We start from the raw sequence: 20,847 nt of genomic DNA on the forward strand, positions 1-20,847 counted from the left end.
TGAGGCCGTTCTACGCAGGCAAGCCCAGCGCGGCGTTCACTACCCCCAACTGTCGCGCCAGCCGCACCGATTCCGGCTGCGCATTCACCTGCGGCTGCAGCAGATTCTGCACCGCCGCCCACTGGCCGTTGCGCTGCAGTGCATCCAGCCAGATCTGCTGGAACAAATCCCGTTGCGCATGGCTGCCGCCGATCTCCACCAGCCGTGGAAGTGCTGTGCCCAGTTTCTCAGCCGCTGTTGGCCAGTCGCCCTGGGCGTGCGCCAGCAGGCCGTGGGCGGCAGGTACGCACACCTGCTGCCACACCGTGCGCTCATGCGCCTCGGTGCGGCTGGCCGCGTGGGCTTCGATGTTGTTTCTCAGCGTGCGTGCGGCGTCCAGGCGCCCGGCGCGCGCCAGGCCGTACAGGTACTGCAGGTCCAGGAAGGGCAGCACATGGTCGGCCTGGCGCGGGGCCAGGTGGTCTGCCACGTCGGCCCAGCGCGCAGCGCCCACATCGACACCCGCCAGCTCCAGCCGGGCCAGCAGTGACACCGCGCCGATCTGGTCCTGGGTGTATTCCTTGACCACACCCCAGACCTGGCTGTCGTAGAGCGCCAGCACCTCCGCGTGGCGGTCCTGCTCCAGCAGGAACAGCGCCTGGTGCCACCAGTTGTGCGTGACCATGAACGAGTTCAGGCCGGTCCAGGTGTCGCTCACGCTGGCCATGAAATCGGTGCCCTCGCAGATGCGGCCCTGCGTCAGCATCACATGCGCCAGTGCGTGGTGGGCCCAGGGCTCTTTGCGGCACAGGGCAATGGCCTGGCGGGCGGCGGCCTCGGCCTCGGGCAGGCGGTGGCATTGCTCCCAGCCAAAGGCTAGCATGCCGTGCAGGTAGGGCACGTCGGCAGCGGCTGGCGCGGCCTGCAGCGCAATGCGCAGCATGCCGGGCGAGTTTCCGCGGTTGAACAGGTGGTACTGGCCGAGCTTGAGCGAAGCCAGGTCGCGCGGGTGCAGCCGGGCCTGTTCTTCATGCAGGGCCATCGCGCGGGGCAGGTCACCATTTACCCAGGCCGCCACGGCAGCCACAAAGCGCTGTTCGCGGTTGGTGGCGTGCGGGGCATTCGCCAGCGCGCGGTCGATGAACGGGCGAGCGTTGGCAGGGCCTTGGGCCGATTCGGCAAACATGTGCAGCGCTGCGCAATAGGCCTGCACCAGCGCGCTGGGGTCTTCTGCCGCGTGCAGCAGCACGTTCACGGCGCGGGCTTCGCAGGCGATAAAGCCTTCGACGAAGTCGTTCAGAGCGGGCAGGCTGGCGCTGTCGTGCAGGGTGACGGGGTTGCCGAGGCTGTCGGTCGGTGGGCGCAGTGGCATGGGCGCAATAGTGGGCGTCAGGGCAGCACTTGGATGGAGTCGCGTTGTACCGGTCCGCACTGTTTGGGCCAGGCCTGGAAAAGCATCGCACAGCGCATCGACAAGTTCTGCGCGAGCGGCTTGTGACTGCGAAAGCGAGCCGGCATCAGCCGCCCTGAATGAGTGCCAGGTACGCCTTGCGCGTGGCGGGCGATACCGATGCCACCAGCTGCTCATGCGGCGTCTTGTGACGCGCCAGCATGCGGGCGGTGGCAATGGTCTTGGACTTGCAGTACCAGTGGCAGGTGTGTTGCATCAGAAAAAGCTCGGCCGTCATCATGTAGGCGCGGTCCTTGGGGGAGAGGTGGCCGGTGTTCTGCACCACGTTGGCAACGCCCTGGGCGTGGATGGCCAGCGCGCGGCGCATATCAAACGTAAAGCTGGGTAACGCTTTTTCGGCAAACGGCAGCGCGATGCCCAGGCGGCTCACGCGGGCCTGCTCCTCGTTCACTTTCGAAAAATCCGCTGCCAGCCGGGTGAGCTGCTCGCTCAGCTGCGATTCGGTGGTGCTCAGCAGATTCCAGATCTGGGTGCGGCGCTCGTCGGTAGGTTCACCCAGCGCGCGCAGGTAGCCATCGGTCAGCGCCTCCATGAGCTTTTCGATCTGGAAGTTGGACAGATGGCTGCCGAGCAAGGCGATGCGCCTGCGCTGCTCTTTGGCATTGAGCATGTAGGTGCCGGTGGCGATGAGGATCGCCATGATGAGGATGTCCATGCGCTGCGCCGCGTTGTGGTGGGTAAAGCGCCATTGTGGCAAAAGGCGCGGCAGACCTAGGGATGTCCGGCATAACCCTCGCGAGTCGGTGGTAGTGCGGATCGGGAGGGGCCGCAAGGCGTCTTTTTGCAGCCAATAGCCGGGCTATTGGCAAAAAAAGCAACGCAGCGGACTGCCCGAGACCGTGCTGCCACAGACCGCAGGGAGTTATGCCGGACATCCCTAGGCGGCTGGGGGTTGTGGCCAGGGCTGCTGGGCCCCGCGGATCAGCTCGAACGCGCGCGACACCTGCAGCACGCCCAGGTCGTCAAAGCGCGCACCGGCGATCTGCAGGCCGATGGGCAGGCCGCTGGCGGTGTAGCCACAGTTGACCGACGCGGCGGGCTGTTCGGACATGTTGAACGGCACGGTGAAGCCGATGTGTTCCAGAGGGCGCAGCGGGTCATTGGTGGGCGAGGGCAGCTCGGCCTGGAAGGCCACGTTGGGCGCCACGGGCGAGATCACGTAGTCGAACGCGCTGCACGCCTTGACCGTGGCCACGCGGGTCAGGTGGAACTGGTGGCTGGCGATGAAAACCTCGGTGCCGCTCATTCCTGCGGCGCTGTCGGCCCAGGTGCGGATGTAGGGCAGCACCTTGTCGCGCCGCTCAGCGGGCAGGGCCTGCAGATCAATGTGCGAGCGCATGCGCCAGAAATGGTCCATGCCGTCGAGCATGGTCTGGGTCATGAAAGGCTGCATGGGAATGACGGTGGCGCCCGCGCTTTCGATCAGCCGCGCGGCCTGCTCGATGGCGGCCTTCACCTCGGGGTCCACCGGTAGTCCGCAACCGGCTTCCATCAGCAGGCCGATGCGCAGGCCGCGCAGCCGTTCCACGCCCCGGTCAAATTCGCCCCAGGCGATGTCCTGCGCCGGCAGGCTCATGCTGTCGCGCGCGTCGGGCTGGCTCAGCACCTCCATCATCAGCGCGGCGTCGGCCACCGTACGCGTCATGGGGCCCGCGGCGCGGCCGGTGTAGGGCGGGTCGATGGGGATGCGGCCGAGGCTGGGTTTCAGGCTGAAGATGCCGCACCAACTGGCCGGCAGGCGCAGCGATCCGCCAATGTCGGTGCCGATGTGCAGCGGGCCATAACCGGCCGCCGCCGCCGCGCCGCCGCCCGCGCTGGAGCCGCCGGGGCCTTTGGTCACATCCCACGGATTGCGCGACAAGGGGTGGAAGGTGGACAGCCCGGACGACAGCATGCCGTAGTCGGGCATGGTGGTCTTGGCGACCATGACAGCGCCTGTCTCGCGCATGCGGGCAGCCGGTGGCGCGTCGGCCGCTGCGGGCACCAGCTCGACAGCGGCCGTGCCCAGCGGCGTGGGGTCGCCCGCGGTGGCAATGTTGTCCTTGATGGTGACGGGCACGCCGTCCAGCAGGCCCTGGGGTTCGCCGCGCAGCCAGCGCGCCTCGGAGGCGCGGGCCTGCGCCAGTGCCGTCTCGGGGCGCAGCAGGTAGGTGGCGCGGATATGCGGCTCCCACCGCTCCATGTGGGCCAGCACGGCCTGCGTGACCTCCACCGGGGACAGGGTGCGCTGGCGGTAGGCGGCCAGCAGTGCGTGGGCGGGCAGGTCGTGCAGGGCGGTCATTGAGGCAGATTTATGGTTAAAAAGGCCGCAAGTGCACGTTTTAATTGCACCTGTAGCTATCACATTGATAGCGTCCTGCCGGGGTGTACAGGAGGCTGCTCGGGCTGCACCGAACGCGTCGGCGCAGCCCGCGGGGGACGTCACGTCCAGGAGAGTGCCGAGATGTCGTTCACGAACACGGGCATGTCTTTCCACAGGCCCTTGAGGTTCTTGTTGGCCACCGTGATCCATTGGTTGGAGTACAGGAAGCCATGCACGGACTCGTTGGCCAGCAGGCGCTGGGCCTCGCCCAGCAGCCGCGCGCGGTCGGCGGGGCGGGCCGAGTTCTTGATCTGGTTGAACAGGTCGTTGAACTTGGGCGAGTTGTAGCCCCAGTAGTAGTCGGGCTTGGCAAAGTTGCCCAGGTCAAACGGCTCTACGTGGCTGATGATGGTCAGGTCGTAGTTCTTGTTGCCGTACGTGCCTGACAGCCACTGCGCCCATTCCACGTTCTGGATCTTGGCGATGATGCCGACCTTGGCCAGCTGCGCCGCAATCACTTCGCCGCCCTGGCGGGCGTACGGTGGCGGGGGCAGCGTCAGCGTGAGTTCCAGCGGGGTCTTGATGCCGGCTTCGGCCAGCAGCCGCTTGGACTTTTCGATGTCGAACGGGTTGATGCCCGTGGTGTCCACGTAGCCGAACGCGCCGGGCACGTAGTGGCTGCCGATGGGGGCGCCGTAGCCGTCGCCCGCGCCTTCGATCACGGCCTTGCGGTCGATGGCGGCCGCAATGGCGCGGCGCACGCGCACGTCGTCCAGGGGCTTCTTGGCGTTGTTCATGGCCAGGATGGTCTTGGCGCGCGAGCCGCTCACCACCACCTGGAACTTGGGGTTGGCCTTGAACTGGGCCACGCTGCGCGGCGTGACGCGGGGGAATGCATCCACGTCGCCTGCCAGCAGGGCCGCGACCTGGGCCGCAGGGTCGGCAATGAAGCGGAAGGTGGCGCGCTTGATCTTGATGGCCTTGGCATCGCGGTAGCCGTCCCACGCCGTCAGCACCACCGACGAACCCTTGTTCCAGGCCTGCAGCTGGTAGGGACCGGTGCCCACTGGCTTGGTGGCGTTGGTATCCACGCTCTTGGGTTCGACAATGATCGACGTGGCCTGGCCCAGCACGAACAGCAGGTCGGGGTCGATCTCCTTGTTGAGCAGCACCACGGTGTAGTCGTCCACCACCTGGGTGGTCAGGCCGGCAAAGGTGCGCTTGTCCTTGTTGGTGCTCTTTTCGCCACCGGCACGGTCAAACGCGAACTTGACGGTGTTGGCATTGAAGGGCTCGCCGTTCTGGAACTTCACGCCGCGGCGCAGCTTGAAGGTGTAGGTCTTGAGGTCGGGCGAGACTTCCCAGCTTTCGGCCAGCAGAGGTGCCACGGTGCCGTCGGCGTTGATCTTGGTCAGCGTCTCGAAGATGTTGTACTGGACGATCTCGGCAATGGCCGAGGCCGCGCCTGCGGTCGGGTCCAGGCCCGGGGGTTCCAGCGTCATCGCCAGCGTGACCGCATCTTTGCGGCCCTGCGCCAGGGCGCCAAGCGGGGTGGACAGGGGCACGGCGATGGCGCCAGTGGCAAGGACGGTGCGGCGGTTCAGCATGTACGGACTCTCCAGACAAAAAACCAGACAACAAAAACCAGACAAGGCCCCGGCGCAATGGCTACCGGGCGCGCAAAAGCTTTGTACACCATCGCGCGCGCATTGGGTTACGCGTTTTTTGCAGCCGCTGCAGCGGCGACCGCTGCGCGACGTGCCCGCGCGCGCCCCGGCTGCACCTGCGGCACTGCTGCCACCAGGGTTCGGGTGTAGGGATGCTGCGCATTGCGAAACAGCTCTGCCGGCGAGCCGCGCTCGACGATGCGGCCCTGGTACAGCACCACCACCTCATCGCACAGGTGGTTGACCACCGCAAGGTCGTGGCTGATGAGCATGTAGGTGATGCCGAATTGCTGCTGCAGGTCCTGCATGAGGTTGAGCACCTGTGCCTGCACCGATACGTCCAGCGCGCTCACGGGCTCATCCGCCACGATGAGCCGGGGACGCGTGATGAGCGCGCGCGCAATGGCGATGCGCTGGCGCTGGCCGCCCGAGAATTCGTGGGGGTATTTGCCCAGGTCGGTGGTGCGCAGGCCGACCTGCGCCAGCACCTGCGCCGCCTGTTCGTGCTGGGCGGCGCGGCTGGCCTCGCCCTGCGCCTGCAGGGGCTCGGTCACGATGCGCTCGACCGTCTGGCGCGGGTCCAGCGAACCATACGGGTCCTGGAACACCATCTGGAAATCGCGCCGCGCGTGGCGCAGCTCGGCGGGTGGCAAGGCGTGCAGGTTGCGGCCCAGCAGGTGCACCGTGCCCGCTGTGGGCGCGTCCAGCGCCATCACCAGCCGCGCCAGGGTGGACTTGCCCGAGCCCGATTCGCCCACCACGCCAATGCTGCGGCCGGCAGACACGGAAAAACTCACGCCATTGAGCGCATGGACCTTGCCCGGCGGGCGAAACAGGTGTTCTCGCGGCAGTGTGTATTCGCGCACCAGGTCGGCCACCTGCAGCAGCGGCATCGTCGTGTCCGGGGGATTCGATTTGTTCATGCCGCGATCTCCACTGCAGCGGCTGCTGTGGCTGCCATGGCTTCGTCAATGGCTTCGCGGCGCAGGCAGCGCACCACATGGTCGCCGTCGGCATCGGATGCGACCAGCGTGGCCTCGGGGCGCTCGTGGTGGCAGGCGTCGGCCGTGTAGCTGCAGCGCCCGGCAAAGGGGCAGCCGGCGGGCAGGTCCACCAGCTCGGGCACGGTGCCCGCAATGGTGGACAGGCGCGGCCGCTGGCCCGGAGTGTGTACCGCGCCCAGCTGCGGGCGCGCCGCAAACAGGCCGCGTGTATAGGGGTGTGCCATGGCCGAGAAGACCGAGGCGGTGGAGCCGCTTTCGACCACGCTGCCGCCGTACATGACCATCATGCGGTCCACGTTCTGCGAGATCACGCCCAGGTCGTGCGAGATCAGGATCAGCGCCATGTTGCGCTCGGCCACCAGGTCGCTGATGAGGTCCAGGATCTGCTGCTGGATGGTCACGTCTAGCGCCGTGGTGGGCTCGTCGGCAATCAGCAGATCGGGCCCGCAGGCCAGCGCCATGGCAATGGTGATGCGCTGGCGCTGCCCGCCCGAGAACTGGTGCGGGTAGGCATCAAAGCGCTGCGCAGCGCTGGGGATGCCGACGCGGTCGAGCAGTGCAATGGCCTCCGCCCGGGCCGCTGCCGCGCCCATGCCGCGGTGCAGCCGCAAAGGCTCGGCCACCTGCTGGCCAATGGTGTGCACGGGGTTCAGGGCCGTCATGGGCTCCTGGAACACCATGCCGATGCGGTTGCCCCGGATGCGGCACAGCTGCGCATCGGGCAGGCCCACCACCTCCTGGCCGTCAAAGCGGATGCTGCCGCTGACCTGTGCGCTCTCGGGCAGCAGGCCCATCAGCGACATGGCCGTGATCGACTTGCCGCAGCCCGACTCGCCGATCAGCCCCAGCGTCTCGCCGCGCGCCAGCGAAAAGCTCACGCCGCGCACGGCATCGGCCGGGCCCCGGTGGGTCTGCAGGGTGATGCGGAGATTGGAGACTTCTAAGAGGGACATCGTGGGGATCTGGTGGTCATCCTGGCGGGGGCTGTCAGCGCTTGCGTGAAAGGCGGGGGTCGAGCAAATCGCGCAGGCCATCGCCCAGCAGGTTCAGCCCCAGCACGGCCAGCGCAATCGCCACGCCGGGCCACACGGCCAGCAGCGGTGCCTGGAACATCAGCGTCTGCGCCTCGCTCAGCATGCGGCCCCACGAGGGCTGTGGCGGCTGCGTGCCCAGGCCCAGGTACGACAGGGCGGCCTCGGCCAGGATGGCGATGGCGAACTGGATGGTGGCCTGGACGATGAGCACCGACAGGATGTTGGGCAACACGTGCTCGATGGTGATGCGCCAGCTGCCCTTGCCGCAGGCCCGCGATGCCAGGATGTACTCACGCGACCACACCGCGTTGGCCGAGGCCCGGGTGACGCGTGCAAACGTGGGGATGTTGAAGATGCCGATCGCGATGATCGAATTGACGATGCCCGCGCCAAACACCGCCGTGAGCATGATGGCCGAGAGGATGGCCGGGAAGGCAAACGTGAAGTCAGCCAGCCGCATGATGAGCTCTTCGACCCAGCCGCGCTTGGCTGCCGCCAGCAGCCCCAGTGCCGTGCCAATGGTCAGGCCAATGCCCACCGCGATCACGCCCACCAGGATCGAGTTGCGGGCTCCTACCAGCAGCAGCGACGCCACATCACGCCCGAAGGGGTCGGTGCCCAGCCAGTTTCGGGCGCTGGGCGGCTGCAGCTTGGCGGCCAGGTCCATCTCGTAGGGCGACCAGGGCGTCCAGACCAGTGACAGCACCGCTGCCAGGATCAGCAGCAGCGACAGCACCGCGCCGATCACAAAGCTGCGGTGCCGGGCCGCGCGCCGCAGCCAGCCGGGGCTGGTGGTGCTGGCGGACGATGCCGCTGTGGCGGTAGAAGAGGGCAGGGTGCTCATGGAAGGCAGTGGCTGGCAGTGTTCAGATATCGCTGGCTTTGACGCGGGGGTCTATCACCGCGTAAAGGATGTCCACCACGAAGTTCACGATGACCACCATGGCGGCCAGCAGCATCACGCAGTTGCGCACCACGATCAGGTCACGGTTGGAGATCGACTGGAAGATGAGCCGGCCCAGGCCCGGCAGATAGAACACGTTTTCCACCACGATGGTGCCCGCCAGCAGGTTGGCAAACTGCAAGCCCATCACGGTGACCACGGGAATCATGGCGTTGCGCAGCACATGGCCCCACATCGCCGCGCGCTGCGACAGGCCCTTGGCCCGGGCAGTGCGCACAAAGTCCTCGCGCAGCACCTCCAGCACAGCCGAGCGGGTGATGCGTGCCAGGATGGCAGCCTGCACCACGGCCAGCGCAATGGCGGGCAACAGCAGAGCCTGGATGGCTACCAGCGGGCCACCCCCTGCGTCTTCTGTCCAGCCCGGAAAGCCGCCCGCAGAGAACCACTGCAGCTTTACCGAAAACAGCAGGATCAACAGGATGGCGAACCAGAAGTTGGGGATGGCAATGCCGATCTGCGCGAGACCCATCACGCCGACATCGCCCAGCCGGTTGTGGCGTGACGCCGCATACACGCCCGCTGCCAGTGCCAGCACAGTGGTAATGGCCATGGCCATCAGTGCCAGCGGTACGGTGACGGCCAGGCGCTCCAGCACCAGTTCGGCCACCGGCGAGCTGTAGGCATAGCTGTCGCCCATGTTGCCCACCACCAGGCCGCTCACCCACTGCCAGTAGCGCAGGCCGGCGGGCTGGTCCAGCCCCAGCTTGGTCGCAAGGGCTGCGACGGCTTCGGGCGCGGCATCCGGCCCCATGAGGATCTGCGCCGCGTTGCCGGGCAGGATCTCCAGCACCAGAAACACGACGATGGATGCGCCGACCAAGGTTGCCACCAAGGTGATGAACCGTTTGAGGAAGAACAAGCCCATGGATGCCGGTACGTGTGAAGGAGAGGACGCCGAAAATTAATGTGTATACACAGCATAACGGGAAAACACCCCGCCAGCGGTGTTGTGTTGCTGTTTGGCCTTCGGCGTGCAGACTGCCGCGGCAGATAATACGGTGCATGAGGACCCTCCCGCCCTGCACCACCATCGCCGGCACGCCTGCGCACGAAGGAACGACATGGCGCTGATGATCACCGACGAGTGCATCAACTGTGATGTCTGCGAGCCCGAATGCCCGAACGATGCGATCTACCTCGGGCAGGAGATCTATGAGATCAACCCGTCAAAGTGCACCGAGTGCGTGGGCCATTTCGACGAACCGCAGTGCGTGCAGGTCTGCCCCGTGGCCTGCATCCCCGTCAACCCGGCCCACGTGGAAAGCCGCGAGACGCTGTGGCAGAAGTTTCAGCGCCTGCAGCCCAAGGTGCAGGGTTCGGCGTAGCAGGGGGAAGATCGCTGCCCGCGGGCAGCGTGGCTGGCGATCCCTGTCTCTCCAGGGCGCCACCACCATGTTTTTTGACTATTTTTGGGCCAAAATGGCCAAAATGGCCAAAATGGCCACAAGCCCACAGTTTATTTGCCTGTATTGCTATGAAATGTGTAGCAATAGGGGGTTCGGGCCATTTGCAGCAACCAGCCCGGTGAGAGGCAGCGTGTTGCATCAACCCAGAGTCGGGGCAGCTTCTGGCCGCGGCGGCTTGGGCCTTGGCGGCTTGGTGGTGTGAATCAGCAGCGTGGCCTTGTCCATTTCGCCAGCCAGCAGGGCCGGACATGCCTTGAGCGAGTGCGCGATGCTGTCCTCGATCAGGGTGCGCTGGTCGGGTGAGGGCTTTTTCAGCACCCAGTTGGCGACCTCGCTCTTCACGCCCGGGTGCCCGATGCCAATGCGCAGCCGCCAGTAGTCGGGCGAGCCCAGTTGCCCATGGATGTCGCGCAGGCCGTTGTGGCCCGCGTGGCTGCCGCCCTTCTTGAGCTTGACCTGGCCCGGCTCGATGTCCAGTTCATCGTGCACGACCAGGATTTCTTCCGGCAGGATCTTGAAAAACCGCGCCAGCGAAGCCACTGACTTGCCCGACAGGTTCATGAAGGTCTGTGGCTCTAGCAGCCACACGCTTTGCCCATGCACCGTGGTGCGCGCCACCAGCCCGTGGTAGCTGCGCTCGGGCACCAGCGTCGTCTTCAGTTCGCGTGCCAGCGCATCAATCCACCAGAAACCCGCGTTGTGCCGCGTTGCCTCGTAATCGGGGCCGGGGTTTCCCAGGCCAACAAACAGCTTGATCATGCGACGGATTATCTGTGTGTGAAGGTATGCGTACCCGGGTCGGCAGACACCGCGAGCGAGCTATCGGTTTCCCTGGCAGTTGCCCGGTCGAGCGGGCGGCAAGGTGCGATGCATGCCATCGTGGGCGGCGTGATTCGACGGCGCAAACAGAAACGGCCCACTTGCGTGAGCCGTTTCGGGTGAAGCGCCGGTTCTCCTTGCGGTGAACCGGCAGCACACCGGCAGTGCCGGCGTGCCCTGCGGGCGCAGATTACTTCTTGCCCTTGCCCTTGCCCTTGGCGTCGGCAGCAGGTGCAGCGGCCACGGGGGTCTCGACGACCACGACTGGAGGCACGACGGACACCAGCACGGGGTTGTTGTTCTGGCCACCGCGGACCTTGGGCGTAACGCCCTTGGGCAGCTTGATGTCCTTGAGGTGCAGCGAGCTGCCCTTTTCCAGCTTGGACAGGTCCACAGCGATGAATTCAGGCAGGTCCGAAGGCATGCAGGTCACGTCGAGTTCGTTCACGACGGGGTTGACCATGCAGTTGTCCACCTTTGCGGCGGGCGATTCTTCAGCACCGGAGAAGTGCAGTGGCACCTTCATGTGCAGCTTGGTCTTCTCGTCCACGCGCTGGAAGTCGATGTGCAGCACCAGTTGCTTGTAGGGGTGGTATTGCACGTCACGCAGCAGAACCTTGCTGGTGGTGCCGGCCACTTCCATGTCCAGCACGCTGGAATGGAAAGCTTCCTTCTTGAGGGCGTGCCACAGTGCGTTGTGGTCCACCTCGATCAGCTGGGGTTCGGCAGAACCGCCATACACGATGCCAGGCGTCTTGCCCGAATTGCGCAGACGGCGGCTCGCACCCGTACCCTGCTTGGCGCGCTCAAAAGCGACGAAGTTCATGGTTAGCTCCTGAATGGGATCGACCGCGACCAGTCCGACCCCGATTTAAAAAAGCCTGCTTGCCCAAAACGGCGGCAGGCCTGCGTGATGTTCCCGAACAGACAAGCCTCCCGAAGGAGGCCTGCGTGCAATCCGGCCGACACGCTCCTTGCGGAGCAGTGTCAGAACAGGTTGTCCTGGTCCGAGAACAGACTCATCACCGACTCACCCTTGGCAATGCGCTGGATCGTTTCGGCGATCAGCGGTGCCACGGAGAGCTGGCGAATCTTGGTGCATCCCCGGGCGTTGTCGCTCAGCGGGATGGTGTTGGTCACGACCACTTCGTCGAGTGCAGAGCCCTGGGCGATGCGCTCGATGGCGGGACCGGAAAAAATAGGGTGCGTGCAATATGCGTACACCTTCTTGGCACCGCGTTCCTTGAGCACCTCGGCGGCCTTCACCAGCGTGCCGGCGGTGTCGATCATGTCATCCATGATCACGCAGTTGCGGCCTTCGATCTCGCCGATGACGTGCATCACTTCCGACACGTTGGCCTTGGGGCGGCGCTTGTCGATGATGGCGAGGTCGCAATTGAGCTGCTTGGCCAGCGCGCGGGCGCGCACCACACCGCCCACGTCGGGCGACACCACGATCAGGTCTTCGTAGTTCTTCTGGCGCAGGTCACCCAGCAACACCGGCGAGGCGTAGATGTTGTCTACGGGAATGTCGAAAAAGCCCTGGATCTGGTCGGCGTGCAGGTCCATCGTCAGCACGCGGGCCACGCCTACGGCCTGAAGCATGTTGGCCACCACCTTGGCGGTGATGGGCACGCGCGTGGAGCGGGGGCGGCGATCCTGGCGGGCATAGCCAAAGTAGGGGATCACGGCGCTGATGCGTTCCGCCGATGCACGCTTGAGCGCATCGACCATGATCAGCAGTTCCATGAGGTTTTCGTTGGTCGGTGCGCAGGTGGACTGCACAACGAAAACGTCACGGGCACGCACGTTTTGCTTGATTTCGACGGTGACTTCACCGTCCGAGAAGCGACCCACGTCGGCAGCACCCAGAGAGGTACCGAGGTGTTGGGCAATTTCAGCTGCCATGCCTGGATTGGCATTGCCGGTGAAAACCATGAAGTCGGGGTGGTTGGCTTGCATGAGCGTCCCAGCAGGTCTGAAAAAAAGCCCGTGTGCGAAAAGAATTTGGCAGGGGAAGAAGGATTCGAACCTTCGCATGCCGGAATCAAAATCCGGTGCCTTAACCAGCTTGGCGACTCCCCTACACAGGTCGATTGCCGAAGGCAACCAACCTTAATTTTCTTCTGCTGCCCACCCTGCCAGAGGATGAATCACCAGATTTTCACATGACCTGATCTGCCAGCCCTCGGGGGCTCCGCTGAGATCAGCTGCATGTTGCATTTGCGCAAACACCGCACTTCCCGAACCAGTCATCCTGCCTTGCATTCCGCGGGAACCGAGCCATCTCAGGGCTTCCGATACCTCGGGGCAGAGGGCTTCTGCGACTGGTTGCAGATCGTTTCGACCGAAGTCAAAGTGTGCTGCAGCAAAGCCTAAGATTGTAGCACTATCTGAATCGCGTTTTAGATCCGGGTGCGAAAAAATCGATTTCGTATCCAGTCCGGCTACCGGTTTCACTACTGCGAACCGTGCATTCGGCAACGCGTGTGCATTCTCAAGCGGAGTGATTGTCTCACCAATTCCCTCGACCCAGGCGTTGTGGCCGCGTAAAAAAAACGGCACGTCGGCACCGAGCCTCAGCCCGAGCTTTTCCAGTTGCGGGAGCGTGAGTCCCAGATTCCACAAACGGTTGAGCGCCAGCAAGGTGCTGGCTGCATCCGATGAGCCGCCGCCCATTCCTGCCTGCGCAGGCACGCTCTTGTGGATGCCAATGTGTGCTCCTTCGCCGCAACCCGTTGCCTGGCGCAGGGCCTGGGCGGCGCGTACGGTCAGGTCGTCCTGAGGCAGAGCCCAGCTGAGGTCTTCGCGGGTGATAAGGCCGTCTTTGCGGCGCTCGAAATGCAGTGTGTCGGCCCAATCGACCAGCATGAAGACGGATTGCAGCAGGTGGTAGCCATCGGGCCTGCGCCCCGTGATGTGCAGGAACAGGTTGAGTTTGGCCGGCGCGGGCACGTCGTACAGGGATTGCATTGCAGTAGGGCATCCTGCGGATGCGTTGGGAGCAGGGTTTAACGGGTCAGTGCAATGCGCAGGCTTGCAGCCGGCGGTGGCGAGTGACGCCTTGCGGTCACGCGCCCTTCGGCAGACGCAGAGAGGTCGGCTTCCCACCCTGGTACGGCCATGGGGCGCCCCTTAAGCCACTCGAACAGCGCCGCGATCGGCACCGGGGTGCCGGCAACGTCTTCGACCAATGTGTCCAGCGAGCTGGAGCTTCTGCGTCCCTCGCTGCTCACCAGTTCTGCCCGCCCATCTGTCCACGTCAGTTGCGCCACCCGGTTGCCCAGGGGGCTCAGCAACACCAGCTCTCCGCGCTGATCATCGCCCCGCAATTCGAACAGCGCCGAAAACGACTGCGCGTCGCGACCTTCCACCTGAAGGGCGAGCCTGCCGGTCCAGAAGTTCGTATCGGAAGCGATTGCAGGAGCCCGTGACGCACAGCCAGTAACCACCAGGGAAAGCATCGCAATGAACGAAACGACAATAAGGCGCCGTGCTGTACCGCGAACGCTGGGTAGTGAATGGCCGTCCCACCCACCGCGAGACAGGTAGTACGCACCGGTCAAAGCTTTGCCCCCAGCCGCTGCAGCGTCTCCTTGAGCACGTCGTTATCGGGCGCCAGCCGCTGGCCTTCCCTCCAGATGCGGAGGGCAGCCTCCCGGTCGCCAAGGCTCCAAAGCACTTCGCCCAAGTGGGCCGCGATCTCGACATCCGGCCGCTTGGCGTACGCAGCTTCCAGATGGCGTTTTGCTTCAGCCTTGTTGCCCATGCGGAACTCGACCCAACCGAGGCTGTCGGTAATGAACGGGTCGCCGGGCGCCAGCTCCAGCGCCTTCACGATGAGTTGCTTGGCTTCCGGAAGGCGCTGTCCGCGCTCGGCCAGCGAATAGCCGAGCGCGTTGTACGCGTGGTGGTGGTCGGGCTTGCGGGCGATCACCTGGCGCAGCAACTGTTCCATGAGTTCAACCCTGCCCGTTTTTTCAGCCAGCATGGCTTGGTCATACACCAGCTCAGTATCGGTGGGGGACAGGGCCACCAGTTCCACTTGCACCTTGTACGCTTCTTCATACAGACGCAGGTCCCGCAGCAGCTGGACCTCGGCCATGAGTTTCATGCGCCTGTCCTGTTCGGTCGATGCCGGTAGTGTGCGCAGTAGCTCCCTGGCCTGTGCGACCTTGCCCTGGCGGGCCAGCAACGACGCGCGGCGGCTCTGGGCGCTGAAGACTTCGCTCACGTTTTCGATCCGGCCCAGCCAGGACTCCGCTGCGGCGAAGTCGCCCTTTTTTTCTGCAATCTGCGCCTGCAGAAGATAGGCCTGTGTCAGGCCGCGTTGGCGAATCTCTGCATTGCCCGCGCCAGCCAGCGTCTCCATCAGCCGTTTGGCAGAAGCCTCGGCTTCGGGGACACGGTTCTCCTGGAGTTGCAGCGTGGCCTGTATCAGCCATGCTTCTGGCACATCCGGGTGGTTCCGCGTGACCAGCTCGACCTGCTTGCCGGCTTCCGAATACCTTTGCAGGCCAAGCAACACTCGCGCATACGCCATGTGCAGTTCGGGTGTGTTCGGGCTTGCCAGCATCTGGGAAACCAGTGGCTCGGCTTCGGCCACGTTTTCATCAAGCAATTCCAGCGCAAGCTGGGCCGCGCTTTCGCTCGCTTTGTCGAGACCCTGGGCTCTCCGAGCAGCGTCCAGAGCACCCTGCTTGTCCCCTGCAGCCAGTCGCAGCCGTCCGATACTTGTCCAGGCGACGGGTCCGTTTGCGGGGTGCGCGAGCTCGCTCGCAAGCGCTCCTTCGACGACTTTCGCTGCCAGCACCTTGTCGCTTGCGCGTCCGAACATCTGGGGCAACGCCGCAAGCAGTGTCATCTTTGACTTGGGTGATGACTGGGCCAGCTCCTGGCGCAGGAGATCCTGCGTTTCGCCAACACGGTTCAGCGCGATCAGAATCTGCAGAACGTATCGGTTGGCTTCGCGCGAATCGGGGAGCGCCTCTTTCCATGCGCGGGCTGCAGCCAGGGCGTATTCGCCCGAACGAGACTGCAGCGCAATGTCGGCAGCGCGCTGATACAGCCGCCCATCTCCGCTGCGCCGCGCAGCCTCCAGCATGAATGCATATCCCGCTCCGGGGTCGCCAGAGCGGCTGCTGACCTCGCCCAGAAAAATTTCGTAAAACAGTTCTGCGTCGAGTGCCGAACTCTCTACGGCACGGGGCGGCGGCTCGGGAGTGCGGACACGGCCTCCTGTCTGCGCGAGCGCGGGGTAAGAAACGACCGCTGCAACCGTCACAAGGACGGCATTCCGAAAGCTGTGTGGTAACGCCATCAACCCATAATAATCGAAGCTTTTCAACGCGATCCGTGGGTCTTTGTATGCCTGAGTTGCCGGAAGTGGAAGTAACGCGGCGCAGCCTGGTGCAGGCCGTCACCGGGGCCCGGAGCGAAACGGTCCGCATGGGAAAACCGCTGCGCTGGCCGCTGGGGTGCGACCCGGCGTCGCTGGCAGGGCGGCAGGTCCTTGGCCTGCGCCGCCGCGGAAAGTATCTGCTGATGGACCTGAGCAATGGGATGCTGCTCATCCATCTCGGCATGTCCGGCAGCATCCGCTTTGGCGATCAGTTGCCCGACGCGGGCGTGCATGACCATTTTGAGTTGGTCACCGACAAGGGCACCCTGCGCCTGCACGATCCGCGCCGGTTTGGAGCGGTGGTCTATGCCGTTAGCGAGTTGGATGCGGTGGCGGTCAAGCTGCTGGGCGGGCTGGGCATGGAGCCGCTGGCAGACACCTTTTTCCTTCCACTGTTTCAAGCGGGCCTCAAGTCAAGCCGCGTGCCTATCAAGACCCTTTTGCTCAGTGGTCGGGTGGTTGTGGGTGTCGGCAACATCTACGCGTCTGAAGTGCTCTTTCTCGCGGGCATCCGACCGACCACTCCTGCTGCGAGGATCGGACCCGAGCGGGTGCGCCGCCTGTACGAGGCCATCATCAGTGTGCTGACTCGTGCGGTAGAGATGGGCGGCACCACGCTGCGAGATTTCTCAAGCGCCGATGGCGCTGCTGGTCACTTTCAAACTCAGACGCGTGTCTACGGCAGGGAGGGTGAACCGTGCCACGCATGCAATGCCCCCATACGCATGCTGCGTCAGGGCCAGCGCAGTACGTTTTTCTGCCCGGTCTGCCAGCGTGCGTGAACCATGGGAGCATGGTTTGTCCCGGCTGCGCCTTGTTCGGGGCGGTCGATGCTATATTTTGTAGGTGCCTGCTTTTGGGGCATGACCTAGACCTCCGGGAGCAAAGTGGGCCCTTCATTCAACGAACAGTTCGATCAGCACGGCATGTGGCGGCGCGAGTTCGCCCAGCAGCTCAAGCGGCTGGCTGAATGGATGTCCTCCCATGAGCTCATGGATGCGGCTCTGCAGGAACGGCTTCAACGGCTTGAAGACCAGGTTCGCAGTGACAAGGTCATGGTTGCTTTTGTCGCTGAGTTTTCCCGCGGCAAGTCGGAGTTGATCAACGCCATCTTCTTTGCCGGGTACGGACGCCGCATCATGCCGGCCAGCGCAGGCCGCACGACCATGTGCCCGACCGAGCTCGGCTACGAGGTGGGTGTCGCGCCATCGCTGCGCCTGCTTCCGATCGAGACACGGCTGCAGATGCAGAGCCTTGCCGAATGGCGCACCAAGCGCGACCGCTGGCAGGAAATTCCGCTGGATGTGGCCGACGCCGACCAGATTGCGAAAGCGCTGGAAAAGGTCGCTGAGGTCCGCAAGGTTTCGCTGGACAGTGCACGTGCACTGGGTTTCTGGCATGACGACCTTACCGATGAGAACCCGGTGCCGGATGCGCAAGGGCTGGTGGAAGTGCCCATGTGGCGCCACGCCATCATCAACATACCGCACCCTTTGCTCAAGCAGGGGCTCGTCATTCTTGATACGCCGGGCCTGAATGCAGTGGGCGCAGAGCCTGAACTCACAGTCAACCTGATACCTCAGGCGCATGCGGTCGTATTCATCCTTGGCGCAGATACCGGTGTGACTCGCTCTGATCTCGCGATCTGGCGCGAGCATCTGGCCATGGAACCCGAGAGCATGGATGGCCGGCTTGTTGTTTTGAACAAGATCGACACGTTGTGGGATACGCTGAATTCCGCCGAGCAGGTGCATGCGCAGATGCAGCGTCAGCGCATCACGTCCGCGGAAATGCTGGGGGTGCCGATCGAGCGGGTGGTTCCGGTATCGGCTCAGAAAGGCCTGGTCGCCAAAATCACGGCGGACGATGTTTTACTGGAAAGCAGCGGCCTTCCGGTACTGGAAGAGGTGCTGGCCCAGGGGATCATGGGTCGGCGTCAGGCCATTTTGAGGGCTGCAGTTGCCAACGGTGTAGCCAGCTTGCGCACCGAGACAGCCCGTGTCATCAATATCCGCCGCCGCGATCTTGACGACCAGATGGCCGAGCTTCGCTCGCTGCGCGGCAAGAACGCCTCGGTCATCGAGTCCATGCGGCACCGCATCGAGCAGGAGCAGCGCGAGTTTGACCTCAGCACCGCCAAGATCCAGGCCGTCCGCGCCGTGCACCTGAAACTGTTGCGCGATGTGTTCCAGCAACTGGGCGCCAAGGCCCTCAAGGCGGAACTCGCCGATCTGGCTCAGTCCCTTCAGAAGAAAGGGCTCAAGCTCGGTGTCAAGCAAATCTACGTGGACACCTTTGACAAGCTGCGCAGCACCATGGACAAGGCCCAGGCTTCCGGCACCGAGATCCAGGCGATGCTGGGCGGAACTTTCCGGCAGCTCAATGCCGAGTTTGGTTTCTCCCTGCAGGTTCCACCCGCGCCCCAGCTCGAGCATTTCGCCCAGGATTTGAACCAGATCGAGCAAAGCCATCTGCAGTACCTCGGACTCGGGAATGCCCTGAAGCTCGCGCAACCGGAATTTGCCGAGCGGCTGGTCCGTGCCCTGGCCATGCGTCTTCGCACGGTGTATGAATCCGCTGCGAACGACCTTGAACTGTGGAGCAAATCTGCCACAGCCCAGCTCGACGCACAGCTGCGCGAACGGCGCAAAAGCTTTGCGCGCCGCATTGAAGCGGTGGACCGTATCCAGCAGGCTGCCAGCGGCCTGGTAGAGAGGATCTCGGAAATTGAAGCGGGCGAGAGTGAGCTCGTACTTCTGGAGCGCCGGTTGCAAGAGTTGACGGGCCAGCTCATTGCGCTCCCGGTTGTTCCGGAAAACATGCACCCGGCTGAGACCCCCATTCCCACATGACCGTGGTCACGGGTGGCGACGTTGCCGCAAAAGTGGTGGCGTGGCAGGAGCAGCACGGCAGAAACCACTTGCCGTGGCAGCAAATGAGGGACCCCTACCGGGTGTGGCTCTCCGAGATCATGCTGCAGCAAACCCAGGTGGCCACGGTGCTTGACTACTACGCACGCTTCCTGGCGCGGTTTCCGGATGTGGCAGCGCTTGCTGCTGCCGACCAAGACGCAGTGATGGGTCTGTGGAGCGGTCTGGGTTACTACAGCAGAGCCCGCAATCTTCACAAATGTGCTAGAGCGGTGGTTGAGCAACATGGCGGCGCGTTTCCCCAGACTGCCGAATTGCTCATGACGCTTCCGGGCATCGGAAGGTCCACGGCGGGCGCCATCGCGGCATTCTGCTTTTCAGAACGCACTGCGATCCTCGACGCCAACGTACGGCGGGTCCTCACGCGCCTGCTGGCCTTCGGTAACGATCTGGCTGTGAGTCGTAACGAAAACCTGCTCTGGGACCGTGCAACCGAACTGCTTCCGTCGACTGACCTCACCCTGACGATGCCTCGCTACACGCAAGGGCTGATGGATTTGGGGGCGACAATCTGCACCCCCAAGGCACCCCGTTGTGATCGCTGCCCGCTTGCGGACACATGCTCTGCCTTTGCGCAGCGCAATCCTGAGAAGTATCCCGTCAAGACGCGCAAGCTCATTCGGAGGGCTGAGTCTTGGTGGCTTTTGGTCTTGTTGAGCGCCGATACGAGGGTGTGGCTGGAGCGTCGTCCGCCGTCAGGGATATGGGCGGGAATGCACTGCGTGCCGGTATTTCCTGGCCGCCAGCAGCTTGATGAGTTCCTCGCCCCTCTCGCTGCTGGTGTCGCCGATGTACGCACCTGGGAACTCCCGGCGTCGCTGCACATCCTGACGCATCGCGACCTGCATCTTCATGCGGTGGTTGCAAGTGGCGATCTCGCCGTCACCAACGGTGCCGAAGGGGCCTGGTTCGGCGAAGCCCAATGGTCGGGTATCGGCCTGCCGGCGCCGATTCGCAAGCTGCTATACGACACGCGCCAGCAGGGGCTGCTGTAGTTTTATTCTGTCATCGTCCATCGAGTTCGCGGTGGCGCTTGAGCGCAGTCCAGCGATCGCCAAAGGCTGCGGCGATGCGCTCCACCAAGTACACCGACCGGTGTTGCCCGCCAGTGCATCCGATGGCGACGGTGACATAGCTGCGGTGATTTCGGTCGAGCATGTCGAGCCAGTGTCCAAGGAATTGTTCGATGTGCTGCTGCATCAGCAACACATCCGGTTGTTGCTCCAGATAATGCTGTACCGCTTCGTCCAGCCCGGTCTGCTCGCGCAGTGCGGTTTCGTAGTGCGGGTTCGGCAGCATCCTTACGTCAAAGACGTAATCCGCGTCCATCGGGATGCCACGTTTGAAGGCAAATGACTGAAAGACCAGCGTGAGCTGGCCTGTGGAAACCGTCATAAGCTTCTTGACGTAGCTCTGCAATTGGGACGCGCGGATCGTGCTGGTATCGATGACGTGGGATTGCTCCCTCAGTTCGGCCAGCAACTCTCTCTCAAGCTGAATGATCTGGACCAGCGCGCGGCGGCCTTGTTGGAGATCATCGTGCGATAGCGGGTGCCTGCGCCTCGTTTCGGAAAATCTTCGCACCAGGGTGTCGATCGTTGCATCGAGAAAGATCGATTGAACAGCGATGCCCTGGCTGCGCATGCGTTGAAGCGCCTGAGGCACCTGATGGAGGGAAGTGGCGCTGCGCACGTCCATCGCGATGGCCAGTCGGTTTCCGTGGTGCCTGTGCTCCAGCGCGACAAAGGCAGGCAGGAGCTCGGGCGGCAGGTTGTCTACGCAGTAATAGCCGGCGTCTTCCAGTGCATGCAGCGCGACGGACTTGCCAGAGCCGGACATGCCAGTGACGAGGACGATTTCCAAAGCCATG

At 64.0% G+C, this 20,847-nt stretch carries 19 protein-coding genes and 1 tRNA gene; 4 read left to right on the top strand and 16 right to left on the bottom strand.

Annotated features, from left to right (window positions below):
* Nucleotides 1–10 precede the first annotated feature (10 nt).
* The 8 genes from ACTPOI_RS06635 to ACTPOI_RS06670 form a co-directional block, all read right to left on the bottom strand.
* Nucleotides 11–1,351, bottom strand: a complete 1,341-nt coding sequence (locus tag ACTPOI_RS06635) for a tetratricopeptide repeat protein (RefSeq protein ID WP_440107604.1) — start codon at nt 1,349–1,351, stop codon at nt 11–13.
* 145 nt (nt 1,352–1,496) lie between these two features.
* Nucleotides 1,497–2,105: a hypothetical protein gene (locus ACTPOI_RS06640; RefSeq protein WP_440107606.1), complete on the bottom strand. Its 609-nt coding sequence runs from the start codon at nt 2,103–2,105 to the stop codon at nt 1,497–1,499.
* Nucleotides 2,106–2,327: 222 nt separating this feature from the next.
* A complete protein-coding gene (locus ACTPOI_RS06645; RefSeq protein ID WP_440107608.1) occupies nt 2,328–3,731 on the bottom strand; it encodes an amidase in 1,404 nt (467 codons plus the stop codon).
* 140 nt (nt 3,732–3,871) lie between these two features.
* A complete protein-coding gene (locus ACTPOI_RS06650) occupies nt 3,872–5,359 on the bottom strand; it encodes an ABC transporter substrate-binding protein (RefSeq protein WP_440107610.1) in 1,488 nt (495 codons plus the stop codon).
* Nucleotides 5,360–5,466: 107 nt separating this feature from the next.
* On the bottom strand, nt 5,467–6,342 hold the full coding sequence (locus ACTPOI_RS06655; RefSeq protein WP_440107612.1) for an ATP-binding cassette domain-containing protein: 876 nt from the start codon (nt 6,340–6,342) through the stop codon (nt 5,467–5,469).
* On the bottom strand, nt 6,339–7,376 hold the full coding sequence (locus ACTPOI_RS06660) for an ABC transporter ATP-binding protein (protein ID WP_440107614.1): 1,038 nt from the start codon (nt 7,374–7,376) through the stop codon (nt 6,339–6,341). Before ACTPOI_RS06660 ends, ACTPOI_RS06655 begins: the two co-directional genes overlap by 4 nt.
* A gap of 34 nt (nt 7,377–7,410) precedes the next feature.
* Entirely contained in the window at nt 7,411–8,301 is an 891-nt protein-coding gene (locus ACTPOI_RS06665; RefSeq protein ID WP_440107616.1) for an ABC transporter permease, read from the bottom strand.
* 22 nt (nt 8,302–8,323) lie between these two features.
* Nucleotides 8,324–9,286, bottom strand: a complete 963-nt coding sequence (locus ACTPOI_RS06670; RefSeq protein ID WP_440107618.1) for an ABC transporter permease — start codon at nt 9,284–9,286, stop codon at nt 8,324–8,326.
* A 196-nt stretch (nt 9,287–9,482) separates the two neighbouring features.
* Here ACTPOI_RS06670 and ACTPOI_RS06675 point away from each other — a divergent pair, with 196 nt between their 5' ends.
* The gene (locus ACTPOI_RS06675) at nt 9,483–9,746 is read left to right on the top strand and encodes a YfhL family 4Fe-4S dicluster ferredoxin (RefSeq protein ID WP_440107620.1); all 264 of its coding nucleotides are present in this window, start codon (nt 9,483–9,485) and stop codon (nt 9,744–9,746) included.
* Nucleotides 9,747–9,965: 219 nt separating this feature from the next.
* Here the strand turns inward: ACTPOI_RS06675 and pth are convergent, their stop codons facing one another.
* The 7 genes from pth to ACTPOI_RS06710 form a co-directional block, all read right to left on the bottom strand.
* Nucleotides 9,966–10,586, bottom strand: coding sequence for an aminoacyl-tRNA hydrolase (pth, locus tag ACTPOI_RS06680; protein ID WP_440107622.1), 621 nt, complete (start codon nt 10,584–10,586; stop codon nt 9,966–9,968).
* A 250-nt stretch (nt 10,587–10,836) separates the two neighbouring features.
* Entirely contained in the window at nt 10,837–11,472 is a 636-nt protein-coding gene (locus tag ACTPOI_RS06685) for a 50S ribosomal protein L25/general stress protein Ctc (RefSeq protein ID WP_440107624.1), read from the bottom strand.
* Between the two features lie 161 nt (nt 11,473–11,633).
* Entirely contained in the window at nt 11,634–12,608 is a 975-nt protein-coding gene (locus tag ACTPOI_RS06690; RefSeq protein WP_069103566.1) for a ribose-phosphate pyrophosphokinase, read from the bottom strand.
* A gap of 46 nt (nt 12,609–12,654) precedes the next feature.
* A tRNA-Gln gene (locus tag ACTPOI_RS06695) sits at nt 12,655–12,731 on the bottom strand.
* 30 nt (nt 12,732–12,761) lie between these two features.
* Complete coding sequence (gene ispE, locus ACTPOI_RS06700; RefSeq protein WP_440107627.1) at nt 12,762–13,619, bottom strand: 4-(cytidine 5'-diphospho)-2-C-methyl-D-erythritol kinase; 858 nt, start codon at nt 13,617–13,619, stop codon at nt 12,762–12,764.
* A gap of 38 nt (nt 13,620–13,657) precedes the next feature.
* Nucleotides 13,658–14,110 carry a lipoprotein insertase outer membrane protein LolB gene (locus tag ACTPOI_RS06705; RefSeq protein WP_440107629.1) on the bottom strand — a complete coding sequence of 151 codons (453 nt, stop codon included), beginning with the start codon at nt 14,108–14,110 and terminating at the stop codon, nt 13,658–13,660.
* A gap of 98 nt (nt 14,111–14,208) precedes the next feature.
* Entirely contained in the window at nt 14,209–15,966 is a 1,758-nt protein-coding gene (locus tag ACTPOI_RS06710) for a tetratricopeptide repeat protein (protein ID WP_440108281.1), read from the bottom strand.
* 47 nt (nt 15,967–16,013) lie between these two features.
* Between ACTPOI_RS06710 and mutM the strand changes: the two genes are divergently transcribed.
* The 3 genes from mutM (at nt 16,014) to mutY (ending at nt 19,972) form a co-directional block, all read left to right on the top strand.
* Nucleotides 16,014–16,829: a bifunctional DNA-formamidopyrimidine glycosylase/DNA-(apurinic or apyrimidinic site) lyase gene (gene mutM / locus ACTPOI_RS06715; RefSeq protein ID WP_440107631.1), complete on the top strand. Its 816-nt coding sequence runs from the start codon at nt 16,014–16,016 to the stop codon at nt 16,827–16,829.
* A 105-nt stretch (nt 16,830–16,934) separates the two neighbouring features.
* A complete protein-coding gene (locus tag ACTPOI_RS06720; protein WP_440107633.1) occupies nt 16,935–18,899 on the top strand; it encodes a dynamin family protein in 1,965 nt (654 codons plus the stop codon).
* Entirely contained in the window at nt 18,896–19,972 is a 1,077-nt protein-coding gene (gene mutY / locus ACTPOI_RS06725) for an A/G-specific adenine glycosylase (RefSeq protein ID WP_440107635.1), read from the top strand. Before ACTPOI_RS06720 ends, mutY begins: the two co-directional genes overlap by 4 nt.
* A 10-nt stretch (nt 19,973–19,982) precedes the next feature.
* On the opposite strand, the gene rapZ is transcribed toward mutY, so the two are convergent.
* On the bottom strand, nt 19,983–20,846 hold the full coding sequence (gene rapZ, locus ACTPOI_RS06730) for an RNase adapter RapZ (protein ID WP_440107637.1): 864 nt from the start codon (nt 20,844–20,846) through the stop codon (nt 19,983–19,985).
* Nucleotide 20,847: the final 1 nt, after the last annotated feature.

Source organism: Acidovorax sp. BL-A-41-H1 (assembly GCF_051942715.1).